We start from the raw sequence: 16,498 nt of genomic DNA, 5'->3' as shown, positions 1-16,498 counted from the left end.
CGGGCCGACGCAAGAGCCGGCCCGTTCAGTATGATCAACCCTTCGCATGCCGCTGCGAGATCAGCATCGCCATGCGCTGGACTGCCCGCAGCTCTATTTCCACGCCCGGCGACGATGCCAGCGCCGGCATGTTGAGCGCCACCACGGTCAACGGCTCGAGCGTCGCCAGCAGCACATGGGTCGCCTCAAATTTCTCGAACAGCCAGGCCAGCTGCTCGCGTATATCCTGGTCGACTGGCGCCCCCGGCTGCGTATCGGCGAGCGAGCGCACGGGCTCCTGCTCTAGTGCACGGGCCAGCACCTTCAGGTCGAAATCACCGAGGTCGGCTGCCGGCAGGATCAGCGCACCGTCGACAAGAATATGGCTCTGCAGGCCGCGCAGGAAGCGCGCCGAATCGGTGAGGTCGCCCTCGGCCATATGCTTCAGCAACGAGTCGCGGCGCTTCTCCGCGGTGAGGCTGACGCTGTCATTGTAGATGACTGCCAGCAGCGTCGCCGAAAGCACGATCACCACGCCCTGCACACTGCCGCGCCAGCCGAGATCGTCGATGCCGCCCAGCGCCAGCCCGGCGAAAACCGAGCTCAGCGTAATCACGGTAAAGGCGCCGATCGTGTCGCGATGGCCGAGGCTCGCGCGTCCAAGGCCGATCGTCAGCCAACACAGGAACAGGATGGCGATGCCGCCAAGCCGAACCGGCACTTCGAACAGGCCGGGCCGGTAGTCGGTGACCATGAACGGAATGATCAACAGCAGCGACAGCGCCATGCGCTCGACCGTGCGGTTTTCGGCCGCCGACAGGCTGTCGCGATCGCGCGTCATCACCAGCCAGCCGATGGCGAGAAAACCTCCGAACTGGAAGGCAAGTAGTACCGCCATCCGCCATGGCTCGGCAAAGCGTTCCGGGATCGGCGCCAGCAGTAGAAACAGCAGGGCGCCGCCGGCGGCAAAGAACTTTAGCGCAAACGGCGCATGCCGGCGCAACAGCCCCTCGGTCAGCAGCAGTGCGGCCAGCGGCAGCAGGCCCGCCGCCGCGATGGTGACGAAGCGGAAGAGTGCGAGGCCGGTAGTCCAGTCGAGGATGCGGCAGGCGAGCAGAACCGTCAGCACCCGCAAACCGAACAGAAAACGCCGCGACAGCGGATCGCCGGTGTCGCGCCCGCCGACGACCGATATCACGATCAGCAGCCCGAACAGCGCCGCCAGCGAGGTGATGGTGTCGGCCACGAGCGTGTCGTCGAGGTTCATCGGTCAGCGCCCATCAGCTCACACCCAGGCATCATCACGGATGAAGCCATCAGCGTGTCCATGGTCTAAGCACATTCCATTGGCGGCTGCTATCCGCCCAGTGTACCACCGGCAAAACCAGCCGCTGCAGCGTGGCCACCGCACCTGCTACCGCAAGGGCGGCAAGCGAGCCGCGCGGAACCGCGTCGGCGAGATAGGTGCGCGCGGACTGGAAACTCATCTGGCCGATCTGCAGCACATCGTCGCCGCGCCCGTAGTCGAGTTCCTTGCGGCAGAACTCGTTAAAGGTCTCCTCGCGGTGCTTGGCCGCCTCATCGAAGGTTTTCTTCAGATCGTCCGAGCCGCCCGTATAGGCATTGGTGATGACGAAACGCTCTTCGTCGAAACCCGCTTCGGGGCCGACGCCGAAGACATGGCGGTGCCGCGCCATGATCTGCCGCGCCAGAAGCACATGGGTCAGCGAGCGCCGCGCGCCGGCATGCGGTCCGGGAAACACATTGCTGAACGCCTCCGCGACCATGCCGACGACCGCCGGCACCTGGCTGACGTTGGAGATCCAGATCGGCCTGAACTGGTTGCGCAAAAACATCAGGAAGCAGGTCAGGCCGTAGAGGATCCAGCTGAGACCGCGGCTGCGCTCGTCCGGATCGATCATGACCAGACCGAGGTGCAAGACTTCATAGGGCTTGCCGGCCAGCGAAATCTCCATCAGCGCCAGCGCGTTGAAGGCGATCGGCCGCCCGTCGCTGCGGCGATAGACGATGGTGATGATGGAATGTTCCAGCCGGCTGCGGTCACCGGAAAACACACCGTAGGTCAGGCTGCCGACTTTCAGCGTCTTCGACGCCACCAGCCGCAGATCGCTGCTCAACTGCTCCAGCTCGGCCGCCTTCATCCAGCGCCCGGGCCGCTCCACGACACGCGTCTCGTAGTCGGCGGACACGCGCATGCGCACATCCATGAACCGACCCGGCAGCAGCTGCAGAACCGCCTTGAGCACTATTTTTCCCCGTGGCAAGAACTCCGACCGTATAGTGGCCGCCGTCCACCTAAGACGCGGTAAACCCGAGACGGCAGTTCTTGGTTGTACTCAACAAAGTAAAAGAACAGCTGCCAGCCAGTGCGGGCTCAGCTTTCCGCAGCAACCAGATGGCCGCCGCCGACATCGTTCAGCGCCAGCTTCAGCGGCGCCTCCCCGATCCTGCGGGTGGCGCTCGGGATTTCCTGGTCGAGGCGCGCGAAGCGCGTTCTGCGCTGCGCCGGATCGGGCACCGGCACCGCTTCGATCAGCCGCCTCGTATAGGGATGGAGCGGGTTGGAAAACACCTGGTCGCGCGTGCCCATTTCGACGATCTGGCCGAGATACATGACGGCGACGCGGTCGGAAATGTTCTCGACCACCGCCATGTCGTGCGAGATGAAGAGATAGGCGACGCCGAATTCGCGCTGCAATTCCTTCAGCAAATCGAGCACACGCGCCTGCACCGAGACGTCGAGCGCGGAGACGCTTTCGTCAGCGATGATCAGTTTTGGTCGTAGCGCCAGCGCTCGGGCGATGCAGACGCGCTGGCGCTGGCCACCGGAGAATTCGTGCGGGTAAAGCTCCATCTGTTCGGCCGACAGGCCGACACGCTCGAACAGCGCCGCCACCCGTTCCCGGCGCTCGTCCTTCGAAGCGATGCCATGGATCACCAGCGGCTCGGCAACGAGGTCGCCGACGCGCATGCGCGGATCGAGCGAGGCGAAGGGATCCTGGAAAATCATCTGGACGTCACGGCGCACCGCCTTGCGTTCGTCGCGGCCAAGACCGGAGAGATTGCGCCCGCCAATGACGATGTCGCCGCTATAGGGCGCCAGTCCGGCCAGCGCCTTGGCGGTGGTCGACTTGCCGCAGCCGGATTCGCCGACCAGAGCGAGCGTTTCGTTGGGCGCGATCGAGAAGCTGACGCCCTCGACGGCGTGGACGCGGCGGGTGACCTGGCCAAAGATGCCGCCACGCAGATCGAAGCGGACATGCAGGTCGTTGACCTCGGCGACATTGGCCGGCTCCAAGACGTCAATCGCATCCCTGGATTTCTGTCGACCGACACCACTGCCGATGCGCGGCACGGCAGCCAGCAGTTCGCGCGTATAGTCGGCCTGCGGGCGGGCAAAAATATCCGATGTCGTGCCTTCTTCGACCATGCGGCCGTCGCGCATGACGATGACCCGGTCGGCCATTTCGGCAACCACGCCCATATCGTGGGTGATCAGGATGACGCTGGTGCCATGCTGGCGCTGCAGGTCGCGCAACAGCTCCAGCACTTCGCCTTGCACGGTGACGTCGAGCGCCGTCGTCGGCTCATCGGCGATCAGCACGTCGGGCTCGAGCGCCAGCGCCATGGCGATCATCACCCGCTGGCGCATGCCGCCGGAGAGTTCGTGCGGAAACTGCTTTAGCCGGCTTTCCGCCTCCGAAATGCGCACCGCCTTCAACGCCTCGATCGCGCGCTGGCGGGCTTGCGCCGACGACAGGCTGGTATGCGCTTCGATGGATTCGGTCAGTTGCCGGCCGATCGACAGCACCGGATTGAGCGAGGTCATCGGCTCCTGGAAGATCATGGCGATGCGGTCGCCGCGAATGCGCCGCATCTGGCGTTCGTCGAGGGTTGCTAGGTCGGTGTCGCCCCGATTCCCATCCCGAAGACGGATCATGCCTGACGATATGCGCGCCGCCGGCTGCGGCAAAAGCTGCATGATCGCCAGCGCGGTCATCGACTTGCCGGAGCCGGATTCGCCGGCAATGCAGAGCGTCTCGCCGCGCGCCAGCGTCAGCGACAGGTTGGAGACGACATCGCGCTCGCCGTCCTCGCCGCGCACGCTGACGGAGAGGTTGGCGATGGAGAGGACGGGGGTGTCGGCGAGGGTCATTGTGGGTGGAGCCCTGCGACGGATTGGTTCCGTCGCACCATTCGCACAAACCTTGGCGCTGACCCCCACCCGGACGTCCGGTCCGACCTCCCCACAAGGGGGAGGTAGGGCGGCAGCGCTTTACCCTCCCCCTTATGGGGAGGGTCGCTGCGAAGCAGCGGGGTGGGGGTGCAGCGCCGACCTGACATCATTCAAACACGCAACGCGGAAAATAGAACGACACCACCCAGTTCGGCATGTCGACGATCTCGCTGATGCGCAGATCACCACACACCGAGGCCAGCATATAGGCCTCGACCGGATCGATCTGGTAACGCCCAGCGAGCAGATCGACCATCTGCGCCACCGCCTCCTTCGCGCCCGCCATCAGATCCGGCCCAATCCCCGTCGTCACCTCGTAACCCTTGGCGTCGAGATGGCGCGTCACCGGGCCCGGCGTGGTGAAGCGCGGCGTCTTCAGCCTGGCGTCCTTGACAAGGTCGAGCTTGAGCACGACGTCCATCGGGCTCTCGATCGCCGTGCCGCAGACCTCGCCATCGCCTTGTGCGGCGTGCGTATCGCCGACCGAGAACAGCGCGCCGGCCACCTCAACCGGCAGATAGAGCGTCGTGCCGGCAGCGAGATCGCGGATGTCGAGATTGCCGCCGACCCGCCGTGGCGGCACCACCGAGTGAAGCCCCATCTCAGCCGGCGCATTGCCGATGGTGCCGGCGAACGGCTTCAGTGGCACGCGCGCGTTTTTCCCGAACAGCGCCGGTTCGAGCGCGGCTGCATCGTATTTCCAGATGTTCAGCGCCGGTTCCGTGAAGTCATCGGCGAGCAGGCCGAAACCGGGAATGTTCGCCGTCCAACCGAAGCCGGACGGTTTGAACATCTCGATCGTCACCTTGAGCGCGTCACCCGGCTCGGCGCCCTCGACGAAGATCGGCCCGGTCACCGGGTTGACCCCGGCGAAGTCGAGCTTGACGATTTCGGCGACCGTGCTGTCGGCGTTCAGCTGGCCGCCGGCGGCATCGAGGCACTGGAACTCGATGGTCGCGCCGGGCGCCACCCGCTCGGCCGGGACAAAGGAATTGTCCCAGCCGAAATGGTGATGGCGCCCATGGATGGTGTAGTCGCAGCTATTGCACATCTTTTACGTACACATTGTCATAGTTGATCGGGATATGGACCGGGTCGACATAGAGGTTGTCGGCGCCGCCCATTCGGGCGGATTTCATGGTGAAGCGCTGTTCGTTGAAGACCGGCGCCCAGGGCGCGTCTTCCATCACCTTGTCGTAGATGGCGCTCCACATCTTGTCGCGTTCGCCGGCCTTTGCCGGGTCGACCACAGAATCCGCCTCGGCCGCCTTGGCGTCGAGGTCCTTATTGCAGTACCACGACCAGTTCCAGCCGCCCGGCACCGCGCCGGCGCAGCCGAGGATCGGGCCGTAGAAATTCGACGGATCGGGGAAGTCGGCGATCCAGGCCATGCCGCCCGACCAGATCATCGGCGCGCCGGCCTTGTCACCGCCGGCGGCGATGACATTGGCCTGCGCCAGCGACTGGATGCTGGCCTTGATGCCGATGACCGCCAGGTCCTGCTGGATCGCCTGGGCAATGCGCGGGTTGGGATCGGTGTTCATGGCGAACAGCTGCGTGTCGAAACCATCGGGATGACCGGCCTCGGCCAGCAGCGCCTTGGCCTTGGCTACGTCATAGGGATAACCTTTGTATTCCTTGTCGTAGCCCGGCATCGACGGCGGCAGCGGCTGGTTGGCCGGCACGGCGCGGCCGTTGATGATCTGGATGATGCGCGCCTTGTTGAGCGCCATGTTGACGGCCTGACGCACCTTCACATTGTCGAACGGCGCCATGGTGGTGTTCATGGTGACGTAGCCGGTGTGCAGCTGACCGCCTTCGACGACGCGCGCCTTCTGCTCGGGATCGGCCATCACCTCCTGGAATTTTGCCGGCGGAATGCCGTCGCCGGGCACATCGATCTCGCCCTTCTGCAAGCGCAGCAGCGCCACGATCGGTTCCTGGCCGATCTCGAAGGTGATCTTGTCGAGATGCGGCAGGCCCTTGTGCCAGTAATCCGCATTGCGCTCGAAGACGATGCGTTGGCCGAGTGTCCACTCGGCGAGCTTGAAGGCGCCGGTGCCTACCGGATGCTTGCCGAAATCGGCGCCATATTTCTCGACCTCTTCCTTCGGCACGACATGGGCGAAATTGATGGCCATGACATGCAGGAAGGTGGCGTCGGGCCGGGTCAGCTCGAACTTCACCGTGTAGGGATCGACGACGGTGACGCCGGAAAGGCCTTCGGCCTTGCCGGCAGCGACATCGTCATAGCCCTTGATCGAGCCGAAGAAGCCGGCGCCGGGGCTCTGCGTCTTCGGATTGGTGACGCGGTCGAGCGAATATTTCACGTCGTCGGCCGTCATCTCGCGGCCATTGTGGAATTTCACGCCATGGCGCAGCTTGAAGGTAAAGGTCTGGCCGTCGGGCGAAATCTCGTAGCTTTCTGCCAGATCGGGCTTCAAATTGGTGGTGCCTGGCTCGTAATCCATCAGCCCATCGAACAGGCTCTTGATCATCGACCAGTTCTGCCAGTCATAGCCGATCGCCGGATCGAGGGTCGCAACATCGTCCTTGTAGGTGATGGTGATGGCGCCGCCTTGCTTGGCGTTGGGATCGACCGTGTCTTCGGCGCGGACGCTTGTCATGCCGAGCATGAGGGCCAAGGCGGATGCCGCGACTGTGGATGCGAGAAACTTTTTCATTGTTGTGTTCCCTTTCTCTGTTTCATTTTCATCTGAGCTTGATGCGGGGATCGATGAACGGCGCGATGATGTCGGCGAGCAGATTGCCGAGCACGATGGCGAAGGCCGACACCAGCGTGACGCCCATGATGATCGGAATGTCGACGCGCTGGATCGCCTGCCACGCCAGCTGACCGATGCCGGGCCAGCCGAACACGCTTTCGACGACGACGATGCCGCCCATGAAGATGCCGATGTCGATGCCGATCATGGCGATGACCGGCAGGATGGCATTCGGCAGTGCGTGGCGGAATATGATGGCGCTGCGCGCCAGGCCCTTGGCCCGCGCCGTGCGGACATAATCCTGGCGCAGGACGTCTATCATCGACGAGCGCATCATGCGCGCATACCAGCCGGCGCCGAGTACGCCCATGGTCAACGACGGCAGCACCAGATGGCGCCATGTGCCGTAGCCGCCGATCGGAAACCAGCTTAGCCGCACGGCAAAGACGTAGAGCAGCAATAAGCCGACGACGAATTGCGGCGCCGAGACGCCGACGAAGGAGGCCACCATCAGGGTCTGGTCGGTGGCGGAGCCGCGCTTGACGGCGGCGATCAGCCCCATGCTTAGACCGATCAGCAACTCGCACAATATGGCGCCCACCATCAAAAGCAGGCTGGCCGGCAGCCGCGAGACGATGAGCTCGGTAACCTCCGAGCGCTGGATGTAGGAGCGGCCGAGATCGCCGCTGATTAGCTTCGTCAGGTAGTGCCAATACTGGACGACGAAAGGCTGGTCCAGGCCGAGCTGCTGGCGGATGTTTTCCACGGTCTGCGGCGTAGCACTGCGGCCGGCGATCTGCCGCACCGGGTCGGCCGGCAAGAGGTAGAGCAGCGCAAAAGTGATCAGCGAGACGCCAAGCAGGATGAGCAGCGACTGGATCAGCCGGCGGCCGAGATAGGCGATCATGACCGGCCCCCCATTATTCCCGGCCCCTTTGCGTCGGATCGAGGATGTCGCGCAGCGCGTCGCCGATCAGATTGAAGGCCAGCGCCAACGCCAGGATTGCGGCGCCGGGGAAGAACACCAGCCAGGGCGCGGCCTGGAAATAGGTCTGGTTCTCGAAAATGATGTTGCCCCACGACGCCGTCGGCGGCTGCACGCCGATGCCGAGGAAGGAAAGCGTCGCCTCCAGCAGTACCGTGGTGGAGATGCCGAGCGTGCCCCAGACGATGATGGTGGGCAGGAGATGCGGCAGGATGTGGCGAAACAGGATGCGCGGCGCACTCGCCCCGATGCTGCGCTCGGCGTCGATGAACTCGCGTTCGGCCAGCGACGATGTCTCGGTGTAGATGACACGCGCCGTCTGCACCCAGTTGACCAGCGCGATGACCATGGCGACGATCCACAGGCTGGGCTGAAACACTGCCGCCAGGCAGATGGCGAGCAGCAGCGCCGGGAACGCCATCATCAGATCGGTGAAGCGCATCAGCGCGCTGCCGATCCAGCCGCGGAAATAGCCCGCGGTGACGCCCACCAAAGTGCCGATCAAAAGCGCCACGCCATTGGCGACGATGCCGATGATCAGCGAGGTGCGGGCGCCGTAGAGGATGCGGGTCAAGAGGTCACGTCCGAGCAGGTCGGTGCCGAGCCAGTACTGGGCGCTGGGCGGCAGCGGCGAGCCCTCGATGGTCAGGCCGTCGAACATCTGCTCGTTGGGGTCATAGCCGGTCAGCCGGGGCGCCAGCACAGCGCCGGCAAGGACAATGGCGACGATGACCAGGCCGAGCAGCGCGAGGCGGCGTTTCACCAGCCGGCGCCAGACACCGGCGCGCGGTTTTGCCGGCATGCGCACCGGTAGATCAGGCGCGATGGGACTGGTCATCGCCGCCTTCTTCCCCCGTCGCTTCCTCGCTTGTCATTCCCACGATCCGACGCGCGGCATCCTCGACGCTGATCTGCCAGCTCATCGCCAGCGAACGCAGCTGCGCATAGGCGCGCTCGTCGTCGCTGCCTTTCGACAAGGCCGTCACCGCGCGCACGATGGTCTGGCGCTCGGCGACGCGCTGGCGCAGCGACGCTATCTCGCCGGCTAAATGTTTTCGGGCCTCGAAACTCTGTCTCGCGATCAACAGAGCGCTGTAGACGCCGGCATTGCCGACCGGCTTCAGCAGCTGCGCATCGGCCTTGTGCGACAGCGCCCATTCGATACGCCCCGGCGCCTCGGAACCGATCAGCGCCACCAGCGGCATCGGCGCCTCGCCCGGCTTCCACGGGAATTGCTCGTCGAAACCGAGATCGGCATCGAAGAAGACGAAATCGGCGGCGAGAGCTTCCGGCGGCAATTCCGGCCAGCAGTCGATCGTAGCCAGGCCGATGGCCGACAATTGCCTGGTGATTGCCTGCACCGTCGGATGCGGGCGATGCAGGATGAAAGCCCGCGCGCCGCCGAGATTGGGGATGCGCGTCCGGGTCATGACACCACTCTCAGGCGCGGACGGCCGAATGTCTTGGCGGGGTCGTAGCGCGACAGATATGGATCCGGCGCGACCTCATCCTCCTGGCTGACGACCTCGAAGAAGCCATCGGCGATCCGGCCGATGATCACCGGCAGCGTCGCGTGCTGGGAATGTGCGTCGATGGCGATCGGCCCGAGCCGGGTCGAGAAGCGCCGCTCGGCGAAGGCTTTGGAAAATTCCGCCGGGCCGGCATCAGTGTCGCGCGACAGCACGTCGGCCATCACCTGCACCGAGGCATAGGCCGAGGCCTCGAAGGACGAAGCGAAGGCAGCCGGCCGGGGCGCGAAATAGGGCCCGACCGACAGATGCCCTTTCCCTGTCTCGCCGATCGCCGGCAACTCGCCTTCGGTGAGGTTGCAGGAGATGACGGGGCAGTTTTCCGGCCTGAATGCCGCATCCTTATCGCCCAACTCGCGGTAAGCCGCCAGGAAGGCGTAGGATGAGGTGCCGATCAAATTGTTGAGGATGAAGCTCGGCCTCGTCGCCCGGATTTCCGCGATGAGCCGCGACACGTCAGTCTCGCCGATGCGCAGATAGCGCTCGCCCAGCACTTTGCCGCCGGCATCCGCGATCAGGTCGCGCGCCACGCGGTTCATCTCCCAGCCCCAAATGTAGTTCGAGCCGAGCAGGAAGCCGTTGGCGCCGAAACGCGGCACGACATGCGCCATCAGCGGAACCAGGTGCTGGTTGGGGCAGGCGTGCATGTAGACGACATGCTCGTTGGCCTCGAACCCTTCATAGGGGCAGGCATACCAGAGCATGCCGCCGGCCTTCTCCAGCACCGGGATGGTTTCCTTGCGGCTCCACGAGGTGACGCAACCGACGACATGGCGCGCGCTGCTGGTCCTGAAAATGTCCTCGCACAAAGTCGCGTAGCGATCGGCATTACTTTGCGGATCGCGCTCGACCGGAACCAGTTCGATGCCATAGCTCCGATCGGCATTGATGTCGGCGATGGCGCGCATGGCGCCCATCCGGCACGCATCGGAGACCAGCTGGTAGCTGCCCGAACGGGAATACAGGATGCCGATCTCGATACGCCGTTTCAAACCGATCCTCAGAAATGACAATGCCCCGCAGCCAGCGCCGGAGGGCGAGGCATGCGAGGCATATTTGCCGCCCGGCGACCAAGGCCGGTATTTTGCGCTAGCGTATTCGGTCCGGCGGGTCAGTCAAGCGGGAAAGTACGTGGTCATGGGATCGGCCTTGTCCGACTGATTCTAGTTCCGCAGCGTGAACATCAAAGGCGCCACGACAGCCGTCCCGGCCTTCTCAGCCGGTGGCGCGGGCACCGTCGCACCCTGCAGAATGCCGAGCGCGGCGCGATCGAGATCGGCGTCCCCCGAAGATCGTGTCAGCCGGACGGAGGTCACCTTGCCCGAAGCGCTGACGACGAAGGTCACATTTGCGGTACCCACGGCGCGCCGCGACCTTGCCGCGCTCGGGTAGCGCTTGTGCCGATTGATCCATCCGATCAGCTGGGAGTTCCATTTGCTTGCACTGACTGATGATCCACTCGATTGCGAAGCCTTTGGCGCCGACGCCTTCGCCACTGCCTTTTGATCGACACTGGCGGTCACGACCGCTTTCGCCGGCGCGGCCTTTTCCTTCTTCTCTTTCTTTGCTTTCGGCTTGGGTTTTTCGGCAGCCTTCTTCGCCTTCTCGATCGACTTGGTCTCCACCGGCGTGGTCTCCACCGGCTTGGTCTGGGGCGGCGGAATGACCACATCCGGCGCTATGGTCGGGACGATGTCGGGCACCACCTCATCCAGCGGCGGCGATTGATCGGGCTGCTCGGCCGCTGCCGTCTCGATCGGAGCGGCGGGTTGAACCGCTTCCGTCTTCTCGGTGACCGGCTCCGGCTGACCGGGCTCGGGCTCCACGACGGGCTTGAGTTCGGCAACCGCCTCCTCGATCTGGTTCGGCGGCTCGGGCGTCACCACGTCGGCCATCGAGTCCTCCTGCACCGCCGGCGCCACCATCATCGGCGACAGCTCGATAGCCACAGCCGGCGGCGGGCCGCCATCGGCCATGTTGGCCAGGCTGAAGCTCTGGACGGCATAGACGATCGCGACATGCGCGCCGACAATGACAATGGCCGCAGCCGCCCACAAGCCAATTTCGCGCACGCCGGCGCGCGGCGCCGCGGGGGCGGCGGCGGCCAGTTGCGTCACGGGGCGGCGCCCGGGTGCGCCGCGGATGCGTCCGCCGGCACCGTCTCCAGCCCCACCAGCGCGATCTTCAGATAACCGGCGCCGCGCAGCAGGTTCATCACCTCCATCAGTTCGCCATAACCGACCGCCTTGTCGGCACGCAGGAAGATGCGGGTCTGCTTGTCGCCCTTGGTTCTGCCGTCGAGCACCGCGGCGAAAGCCTGGCGCGGCACGCTGTCATTGCCGATCGCCAGCGTCAGATCGTCCTTCAGCGTCAGGAACAGCGGCGTTTCCGGCCGGGGTGCTGGCGTCGCCGTCGAACCCGGCAGATCAACATTGACGTCGACTGTCGCCAAGGGGGAAGCGACCATGAAGATGATCAGCAGCACCAGGATGACGTCGATGAACGGGGTGACATTGATCTCGTGGTTTTCTTCGAGATCGCCATCGATAGCCTCGCGAATTCTAGCCGCCATGGCCCATCACTCCGCCGCCAGCGCGGGCGCCTGCGGCACCGTGCGGAAATCGAGATCGCGGCTGACCAGCCGTTCGACCCCGGCCGAGGCATCGGCAAGAATCTGCCGGTAGCCCGCTATCGACCTTGCAAAGAGGTTGTAGATGACCACTGCGGGAATAGCCGCGACCAGGCCCATCGCCGTGGCGAGCAGCGCCTCGGCGATGCCGGGCGCGACGACCGCGAGGTTGGTGGTCTGCGCCTGCGAGATGCCGATGAAGGCGTTCATGATGCCCCAGACGGTGCCGAACAAGCCCACGAAGGGCGCCGTCGAGCCGATCGTCGCCAGCACGCCGGTGCCGCGCGACACGCGCCGCGCCGCCGCCGCCTCGATGCGCGACAGGCGCGACGCCACTCGTTCCTTCAGCCCGTCGCCGGTAACATGGCCGAGCGCACCGGCCGAAAGGGCAGTCTCTTCCTCGGCTGCCCGCACCAAAAGCGCACCGGGGCCGCCATTGTTGCCAAGCGAGCGCCCGGCCTGGCGCAGTGTCGCGGCATTGCCGATGGCGCGCGCAGCGCGCCGGGCGCCGAGCTTGCCGAAGAGAATCTCCAGCGATTTGGCCAGCCACACCGTCCAGGTGACGAGCGAGGCGAAGGCCAACCCGATCATCACCGCCTTGACGATGATGTCGGCGGCCATGAACATGCCCCAGGGCGACAGATCGTGCGGCAGCGTCAGCGATATTGCCGAAGGCTCGGCCTGCGCGGATGCACCGGGCTGGTTTGCCGGCTGGGGCGCGGTCGGCGCCGCCTGCCCGGCAGTTGGCGAAGCCGGCGCGACAGGCGCAGCCGGTGCGGGCTGTTCGACTACGGTTGGCGCCGACTGGGGATCTGCAGCGGGCACCGTCGTCACCCTGGGCTGCGTGTTTGGCTGCTCTTGCGCAGCAGCGCTGCCGGCCGACAGCATGACCGCGGCCAGCGCCGCCAACAAACCATTTCTGGACACGCTTCGTCCTCGCTTCGTCATTGCACGTAACCGATCGGCTGGCCGGTGACGGGATGCGGGAACACCCCCATCTCGACCCCGAAAACTCCAGCCACGGATTCTGGCTTCTCTCAAACGCGGCACCGCCGCTGGGAAACAATTCAGGCGGCCGAGTGCCCCTGCTTGACTATAAAACATGAGCTTTGTAGTCAACAAACAAGATGGCTTTTTGGCCGACGATTGTGGGCGCGATGTCTCAACGGCACATCGTCCTGGCATCGGTCTACCTGGTGTCGTCGCACCGAGGGATGGACGGCCCAGGGTTGCTGGGCCACGATGCCGAGCAGCAATTGAGGCAGGCTGCGATGATCAAGGCGATACCGTTCGATTTCCCCTATGACGGCCGGCTGGTGCCGGCAAACACCGCGCTGCTGGTCATCGACCTGCAGGAGGATTTCCTCTCGCCGACCGGCTATTTCGCCAGGAAGGGTTATGACCCCGCGCCGCTGCGCGCCATCCTGCCTACGGTCAACCGACTGATATCAGCGGCACGCGCGGCCGGCCTTACCATCATTCACACCAGGCAGGGATATCGCGGCGACATGGCCGACATGACGCCGTACGAGAGATGGCGCCGCAAGCGGGCGGGTCTAGAAGGCACCGACGTGCTGCTGCGCTCCGGCCCCGGCTTTCAGATCGTCGCCGAGATCGACGTCGCGCCGCACGACATCATCGTCGACAAGACCTGCAACAGCGCCTTCACCTATACGGATCTGGAGCTTGTGCTGCGCGCACGCGGCATCACCCATCTGATCTTTTCCGGCTGCACGACCGATGTCTGCGTGCACACGACGCTGCGCGAGGCCTGCGACCTCAATTTCCAGTGCCTGACCATCGCCGACGCCTGCGCCAGCGGCGACCAATACGCGCATGACGCGGCGCTGCATATGGTGACGGTGGAGGACGGGGTGTTTGGTGCGCTGACGGAATCTGGCGCGGTGCTGGAGGCGCTGGCAGTGCTGAGTGGTGATTAGACGCTGGCGGGACAGCACCCCTCTGCCCTGCCGGGCAGAGGGGTGTGTGACGGAACGCTACGAAATAGCTTTCATTCCACCCGCAAATTCACCCTGCGTGAATATCCGACCCGCCCCGCGAGGCAAACGCGCCGGGCTGCGGCACCTCCGCCTCCCGGCGTGCCAGCGAGTTGCGCAAGAGCGCGATCGTCTCGCGGCCGACGCTGGCGATCTCGCGCGGCCGGTCGACACCGACGATCATGAACTCGCTGATGCCCAGCGCCGCATAGGGCAGCAGCGACAGGGCGATCTGCGCCGGTGGTCCGGAAAGTTCGACCGCCTTGTGGCCGACGGTAGAGGCGCCACCCTCCGAGCGGACCCGGACCGGAAGCGCAAAACGCAGCTTGCCGGCGCGGCCATGCTCGGCGGCGGCGCTGCGCGCCCGTTCCATCAGCTGGCGGATCTCGTCGAGCGAACCAGCCGTGAGTTCAAACACGTCGGCATGGCGGCCGGCGACCTTGAGCGCGGTGCCGGACTGGCCACCCATGCGGATGATCACGTCGACGCCATGCGGCCCCTTGCGCGGCACATAGCCACCCTTGATGCTGTAGAATGCACCTTCATGGTCGAAGGGCCGGTCGTTCGACCACAGCCGCTTCAGCAGCACCAGATATTCGTCGATGCGCTGCCAGACCACGGTGTGGCCGACCGGACGCGTCTCGGCATCGTCGTCATCCAGCGGCTCGCTCAGCATTCTCAGCGCCAGCCGGCCGCCGCTCCTGGCGTCGAGCGCCGCCAGTTGCCGCGCCGCAACGGCTGGCGCGATCACGCCGGCCCAGTGCGTCAGCACCACTTCCAGCGACGAGGTGCGGTCCAGCGCCTGGGCGGCGATGTCCATATTGGTCAACAGCCCGGCCGGGTCGTCGACGACGATGTTCTGGAAGCCGGAATCCTCGATCAGCGACAGCTTGGTCGCCGTCTCGACGAAATCATAGAAGAACGGTACGGCCGAACCGGCATCGGCGGCGTGCGTTTTACCGGGAACATGCGTGAACTCGATCGGCATTGCCATCTCCTCCATCACGTTGGATGTATGTCGCCCCCGGTTTTGAGCGACGACATGCGTAAAAACAAGCATCAGCGCCAAAGCGCGTCCGCGTTCGGTTCATCAACTCCGGTCACTCACTGAAAGCGCTAGGTCGCCACCCTTTCGGCCTGATCGGTCAGGGAATCAAGCCGAGCACGACTGCCCCGGTGAACACGAACGCAATGGCAAAGACGAGATAGGCGAAAGCGCCGGCATAGGCCGGGCGGAAAGCCTGGCTATTGGCCAGCCTCTGGCTGGTGCGGTCCGTCTCGGCGTTCTGGATATAGGACATATCGACCTCCGTCTTGCGGTTTAATCTATAAAATCAGTAGACTTTGTCGAGTGCTATTTTTTGGAGATATGTAGAATGATTTTCTCAGTATTCCTTATTATTTGGTTTGGCATTGCTGGGAGACCCCCTGTTGGAGACAAGCGAGCGACAAGCTTGGCCGACGTCTGCATAGGCGATAGCATCGCCATTCCGGCGTAAATGCGGATTATTTCGATCGGGAACGGGGAACAGAACATGGGTACAAGACTAGCCGGCAAGATTGCAATCATCTCGGGCGGCGCGACCGGAATGGGCGGAGCGGCCTCGGAATTGTTCGCCGCCGAAGGCGCCAAGGTGGCGATCATTGACCGCAATGGCGAGGCGGCGGCAGCCACTGCGGCGGCGATACGCGCGCGGGGACATATCGCCGAACACTGGGTGGCCGACGTCTCGGACGAGGCGCAGGTCGAGGCCGCAGTGAAGGCGGTGACTGCCAGGCTCGGCCCGGCCACGGTGTTGTTCAACCATGCTGGCACCATCGTGATAAAGCCGTTCCTGGAGACGACGGTGCAGGAATGGGACTGGCTGCATGCGGTCAATGTCCGCTCGATGTTCCTGATGACGCGCGCCGTGCTCCCGGGCATGATCGCTGCCGGTGGCGGTTCGATCGTCTGCACCTCGTCGATCTCGGCTGTGGCGGCCACACCCATGGAGGTGCTCTACGACACCACCAAGGGCGCCTGCCACATGTTCGCGCGCGCCATCGCAGTCGAATTCCGCGACCGCAACATACGCTGCAACGCCGTCTGTCCCGGCTTCATCCGCACGCCGCACGGCCTGCGCGAGGTCGCCGATCTCGGCAAGCTCGGCGTCGACGTATCGGACGCCGCATTGGCCGCACAGCAGGGCCGCATCGGTGAGCCTGAGGAAGTGGCCAAGGCAGCGCTGTACCTCGCCAGCGATGAGTCCAGCTTCGTTAACGGGACGCATCTGTTTGTCGATAATGGTTTTACGGCGATGTGAGTATCCCAGGCTTGGCGCCCTGACAAGACCCCCGCCCGGGGGGGGGGGGGGGGGGGCCCCCGACCTCGTGCCGTACCCGCGTTTAGTGGGAA

Annotated in this window: 16 protein-coding genes; 2 read left to right on the top strand and 14 right to left on the bottom strand. The window is 64.7% G+C overall.

Translation table 11 applies throughout. The features are described from left to right. Positions 1–34 precede the first annotated feature (34 nt). The 12 genes from NKI96_RS31285 to exbB form a co-directional block, all read right to left on the bottom strand. The gene (locus NKI96_RS31285) at positions 35–1,246 is read right to left on the bottom strand and encodes a hypothetical protein (RefSeq protein ID WP_023693229.1); all 1,212 of its coding nucleotides are present in this window, start codon (positions 1,244–1,246) and stop codon (positions 35–37) included. 49 nt (positions 1,247–1,295) lie between these two features. After that, positions 1,296–2,246, bottom strand: coding sequence for a hypothetical protein (locus tag NKI96_RS31280; protein WP_031208500.1), 951 nt, complete (start codon positions 2,244–2,246; stop codon positions 1,296–1,298). A 128-nt stretch (positions 2,247–2,374) separates the two neighbouring features. Beyond that, positions 2,375–4,156 (bottom strand): ABC transporter ATP-binding protein, encoded by a 1,782-nt coding sequence (locus tag NKI96_RS31275; RefSeq protein ID WP_023693231.1) that lies wholly within the window; start codon positions 4,154–4,156, stop codon positions 2,375–2,377. Between the two features lie 187 nt (positions 4,157–4,343). Then, positions 4,344–5,288 (bottom strand): acetamidase/formamidase family protein, encoded by a 945-nt coding sequence (locus tag NKI96_RS31270; RefSeq protein ID WP_023668593.1) that lies wholly within the window; start codon positions 5,286–5,288, stop codon positions 4,344–4,346. Continuing rightward, a complete protein-coding gene (locus NKI96_RS31265) occupies positions 5,278–6,873 on the bottom strand; it encodes an ABC transporter substrate-binding protein (RefSeq protein WP_502900314.1) in 1,596 nt (531 codons plus the stop codon). Before NKI96_RS31265 ends, NKI96_RS31270 begins: the two co-directional genes overlap by 11 nt. 76 nt (positions 6,874–6,949) lie before the next feature. After that, entirely contained in the window at positions 6,950–7,870 is a 921-nt protein-coding gene (locus tag NKI96_RS31260) for an ABC transporter permease (RefSeq protein ID WP_023668591.1), read from the bottom strand. 13 nt (positions 7,871–7,883) lie between these two features. Next, positions 7,884–8,786, bottom strand: a complete 903-nt coding sequence (locus NKI96_RS31255) for an ABC transporter permease (RefSeq protein ID WP_023668590.1) — start codon at positions 8,784–8,786, stop codon at positions 7,884–7,886. Continuing rightward, positions 8,764–9,378 (bottom strand): ANTAR domain-containing response regulator, encoded by a 615-nt coding sequence (locus NKI96_RS31250; RefSeq protein WP_352653433.1) that lies wholly within the window; start codon positions 9,376–9,378, stop codon positions 8,764–8,766. Before NKI96_RS31250 ends, NKI96_RS31255 begins: the two co-directional genes overlap by 23 nt. After that, positions 9,375–10,469: a transporter substrate-binding protein gene (locus NKI96_RS31245; RefSeq protein ID WP_352807662.1), complete on the bottom strand. Its 1,095-nt coding sequence runs from the start codon at positions 10,467–10,469 to the stop codon at positions 9,375–9,377. Before NKI96_RS31245 ends, NKI96_RS31250 begins: the two co-directional genes overlap by 4 nt. Before the next feature lie 171 nt (positions 10,470–10,640). Beyond that, on the bottom strand, positions 10,641–11,594 hold the full coding sequence (locus NKI96_RS31240) for an energy transducer TonB (RefSeq protein WP_352807660.1): 954 nt from the start codon (positions 11,592–11,594) through the stop codon (positions 10,641–10,643). After that, complete coding sequence (exbD, locus tag NKI96_RS31235) at positions 11,591–12,049, bottom strand: TonB system transport protein ExbD (RefSeq protein ID WP_023698723.1); 459 nt, start codon at positions 12,047–12,049, stop codon at positions 11,591–11,593. Before exbD ends, NKI96_RS31240 begins: the two co-directional genes overlap by 4 nt. Positions 12,050–12,055: 6 nt before the next feature. After that, the gene (gene exbB, locus NKI96_RS31230; protein WP_352535935.1) at positions 12,056–13,033 is read right to left on the bottom strand and encodes a tonB-system energizer ExbB; all 978 of its coding nucleotides are present in this window, start codon (positions 13,031–13,033) and stop codon (positions 12,056–12,058) included. A 344-nt stretch (positions 13,034–13,377) separates the two neighbouring features. On the opposite strand from exbB, the gene NKI96_RS31225 reads away from it, so the two are divergent. Further along, entirely contained in the window at positions 13,378–14,046 is a 669-nt protein-coding gene (locus NKI96_RS31225; RefSeq protein WP_023831834.1) for a cysteine hydrolase family protein, read from the top strand. A gap of 88 nt (positions 14,047–14,134) precedes the next feature. Here the strand turns inward: NKI96_RS31225 and NKI96_RS31220 are convergent, their stop codons facing one another. Both NKI96_RS31220 and NKI96_RS31215 read right to left on the bottom strand, forming a co-directional pair. Beyond that, a complete protein-coding gene (locus tag NKI96_RS31220; protein ID WP_023726079.1) occupies positions 14,135–15,091 on the bottom strand; it encodes an LLM class flavin-dependent oxidoreductase in 957 nt (318 codons plus the stop codon). A 157-nt stretch (positions 15,092–15,248) separates the two neighbouring features. Next, positions 15,249–15,404, bottom strand: coding sequence for a hypothetical protein (locus NKI96_RS31215; RefSeq protein WP_352807658.1), 156 nt, complete (start codon positions 15,402–15,404; stop codon positions 15,249–15,251). Between the two features lie 234 nt (positions 15,405–15,638). On the opposite strand from NKI96_RS31215, the gene NKI96_RS31210 reads away from it, so the two are divergent. After that, on the top strand, positions 15,639–16,406 hold the full coding sequence (locus tag NKI96_RS31210) for an SDR family NAD(P)-dependent oxidoreductase (protein ID WP_352807657.1): 768 nt from the start codon (positions 15,639–15,641) through the stop codon (positions 16,404–16,406). Positions 16,407–16,498 lie beyond the last annotated feature (92 nt).

Origin of the sequence: Mesorhizobium sp. M0292 (assembly GCF_040321695.1) — a bacterium.
GTDB lineage: Bacteria > Pseudomonadota > Alphaproteobacteria > Rhizobiales > Rhizobiaceae > Mesorhizobium.
The sequence above is the reverse complement of the archived record's forward strand: the minus strand, read 5'-3'. Positions and strand labels throughout refer to the sequence as shown.

Excerpts from the sequence above, each read along its gene's own strand:
- NKI96_RS31285 (WP_023693229.1), bottom strand. The coding sequence starts at position 1,246 with ATGAACCTCGACGACACGCTCGTGGCCGACACCATCACCTCGCTGGCG.
- NKI96_RS31275 (WP_023693231.1), bottom strand. The coding sequence starts at position 4,156 with ATGACCCTCGCCGACACCCCCGTCCTCTCCATCGCCAACCTCTCCGTC.
- NKI96_RS31270 (WP_023668593.1), bottom strand. The coding sequence starts at position 5,288 with ATGTGCAATAGCTGCGACTACACCATCCATGGGCGCCATCACCATTTC.
- NKI96_RS31265 (WP_502900314.1), bottom strand. The coding sequence starts at position 6,873 with ATGCTCGGCATGACAAGCGTCCGCGCCGAAGACACGGTCGATCCCAAC.
- NKI96_RS31260 (WP_023668591.1), bottom strand. The coding sequence starts at position 7,870 with ATGATCGCCTATCTCGGCCGCCGGCTGATCCAGTCGCTGCTCATCCTG.
- NKI96_RS31255 (WP_023668590.1), bottom strand. The coding sequence starts at position 8,786 with ATGACCAGTCCCATCGCGCCTGATCTACCGGTGCGCATGCCGGCAAAA.
- NKI96_RS31250 (WP_352653433.1), bottom strand. The coding sequence starts at position 9,378 with ATGACCCGGACGCGCATCCCCAATCTCGGCGGCGCGCGGGCTTTCATC.
- exbD (WP_023698723.1), bottom strand. The coding sequence starts at position 12,049 with ATGGCGGCTAGAATTCGCGAGGCTATCGATGGCGATCTCGAAGAAAAC.
- NKI96_RS31225 (WP_023831834.1), top strand. The coding sequence starts at position 13,378 with ATGATCAAGGCGATACCGTTCGATTTCCCCTATGACGGCCGGCTGGTG.
- NKI96_RS31220 (WP_023726079.1), bottom strand. The coding sequence starts at position 15,091 with ATGCCGATCGAGTTCACGCATGTTCCCGGTAAAACGCACGCCGCCGAT.
- NKI96_RS31215 (WP_352807658.1), bottom strand. The coding sequence starts at position 15,404 with ATGTCCTATATCCAGAACGCCGAGACGGACCGCACCAGCCAGAGGCTG.
- NKI96_RS31210 (WP_352807657.1), top strand. The coding sequence starts at position 15,639 with ATGGGTACAAGACTAGCCGGCAAGATTGCAATCATCTCGGGCGGCGCG.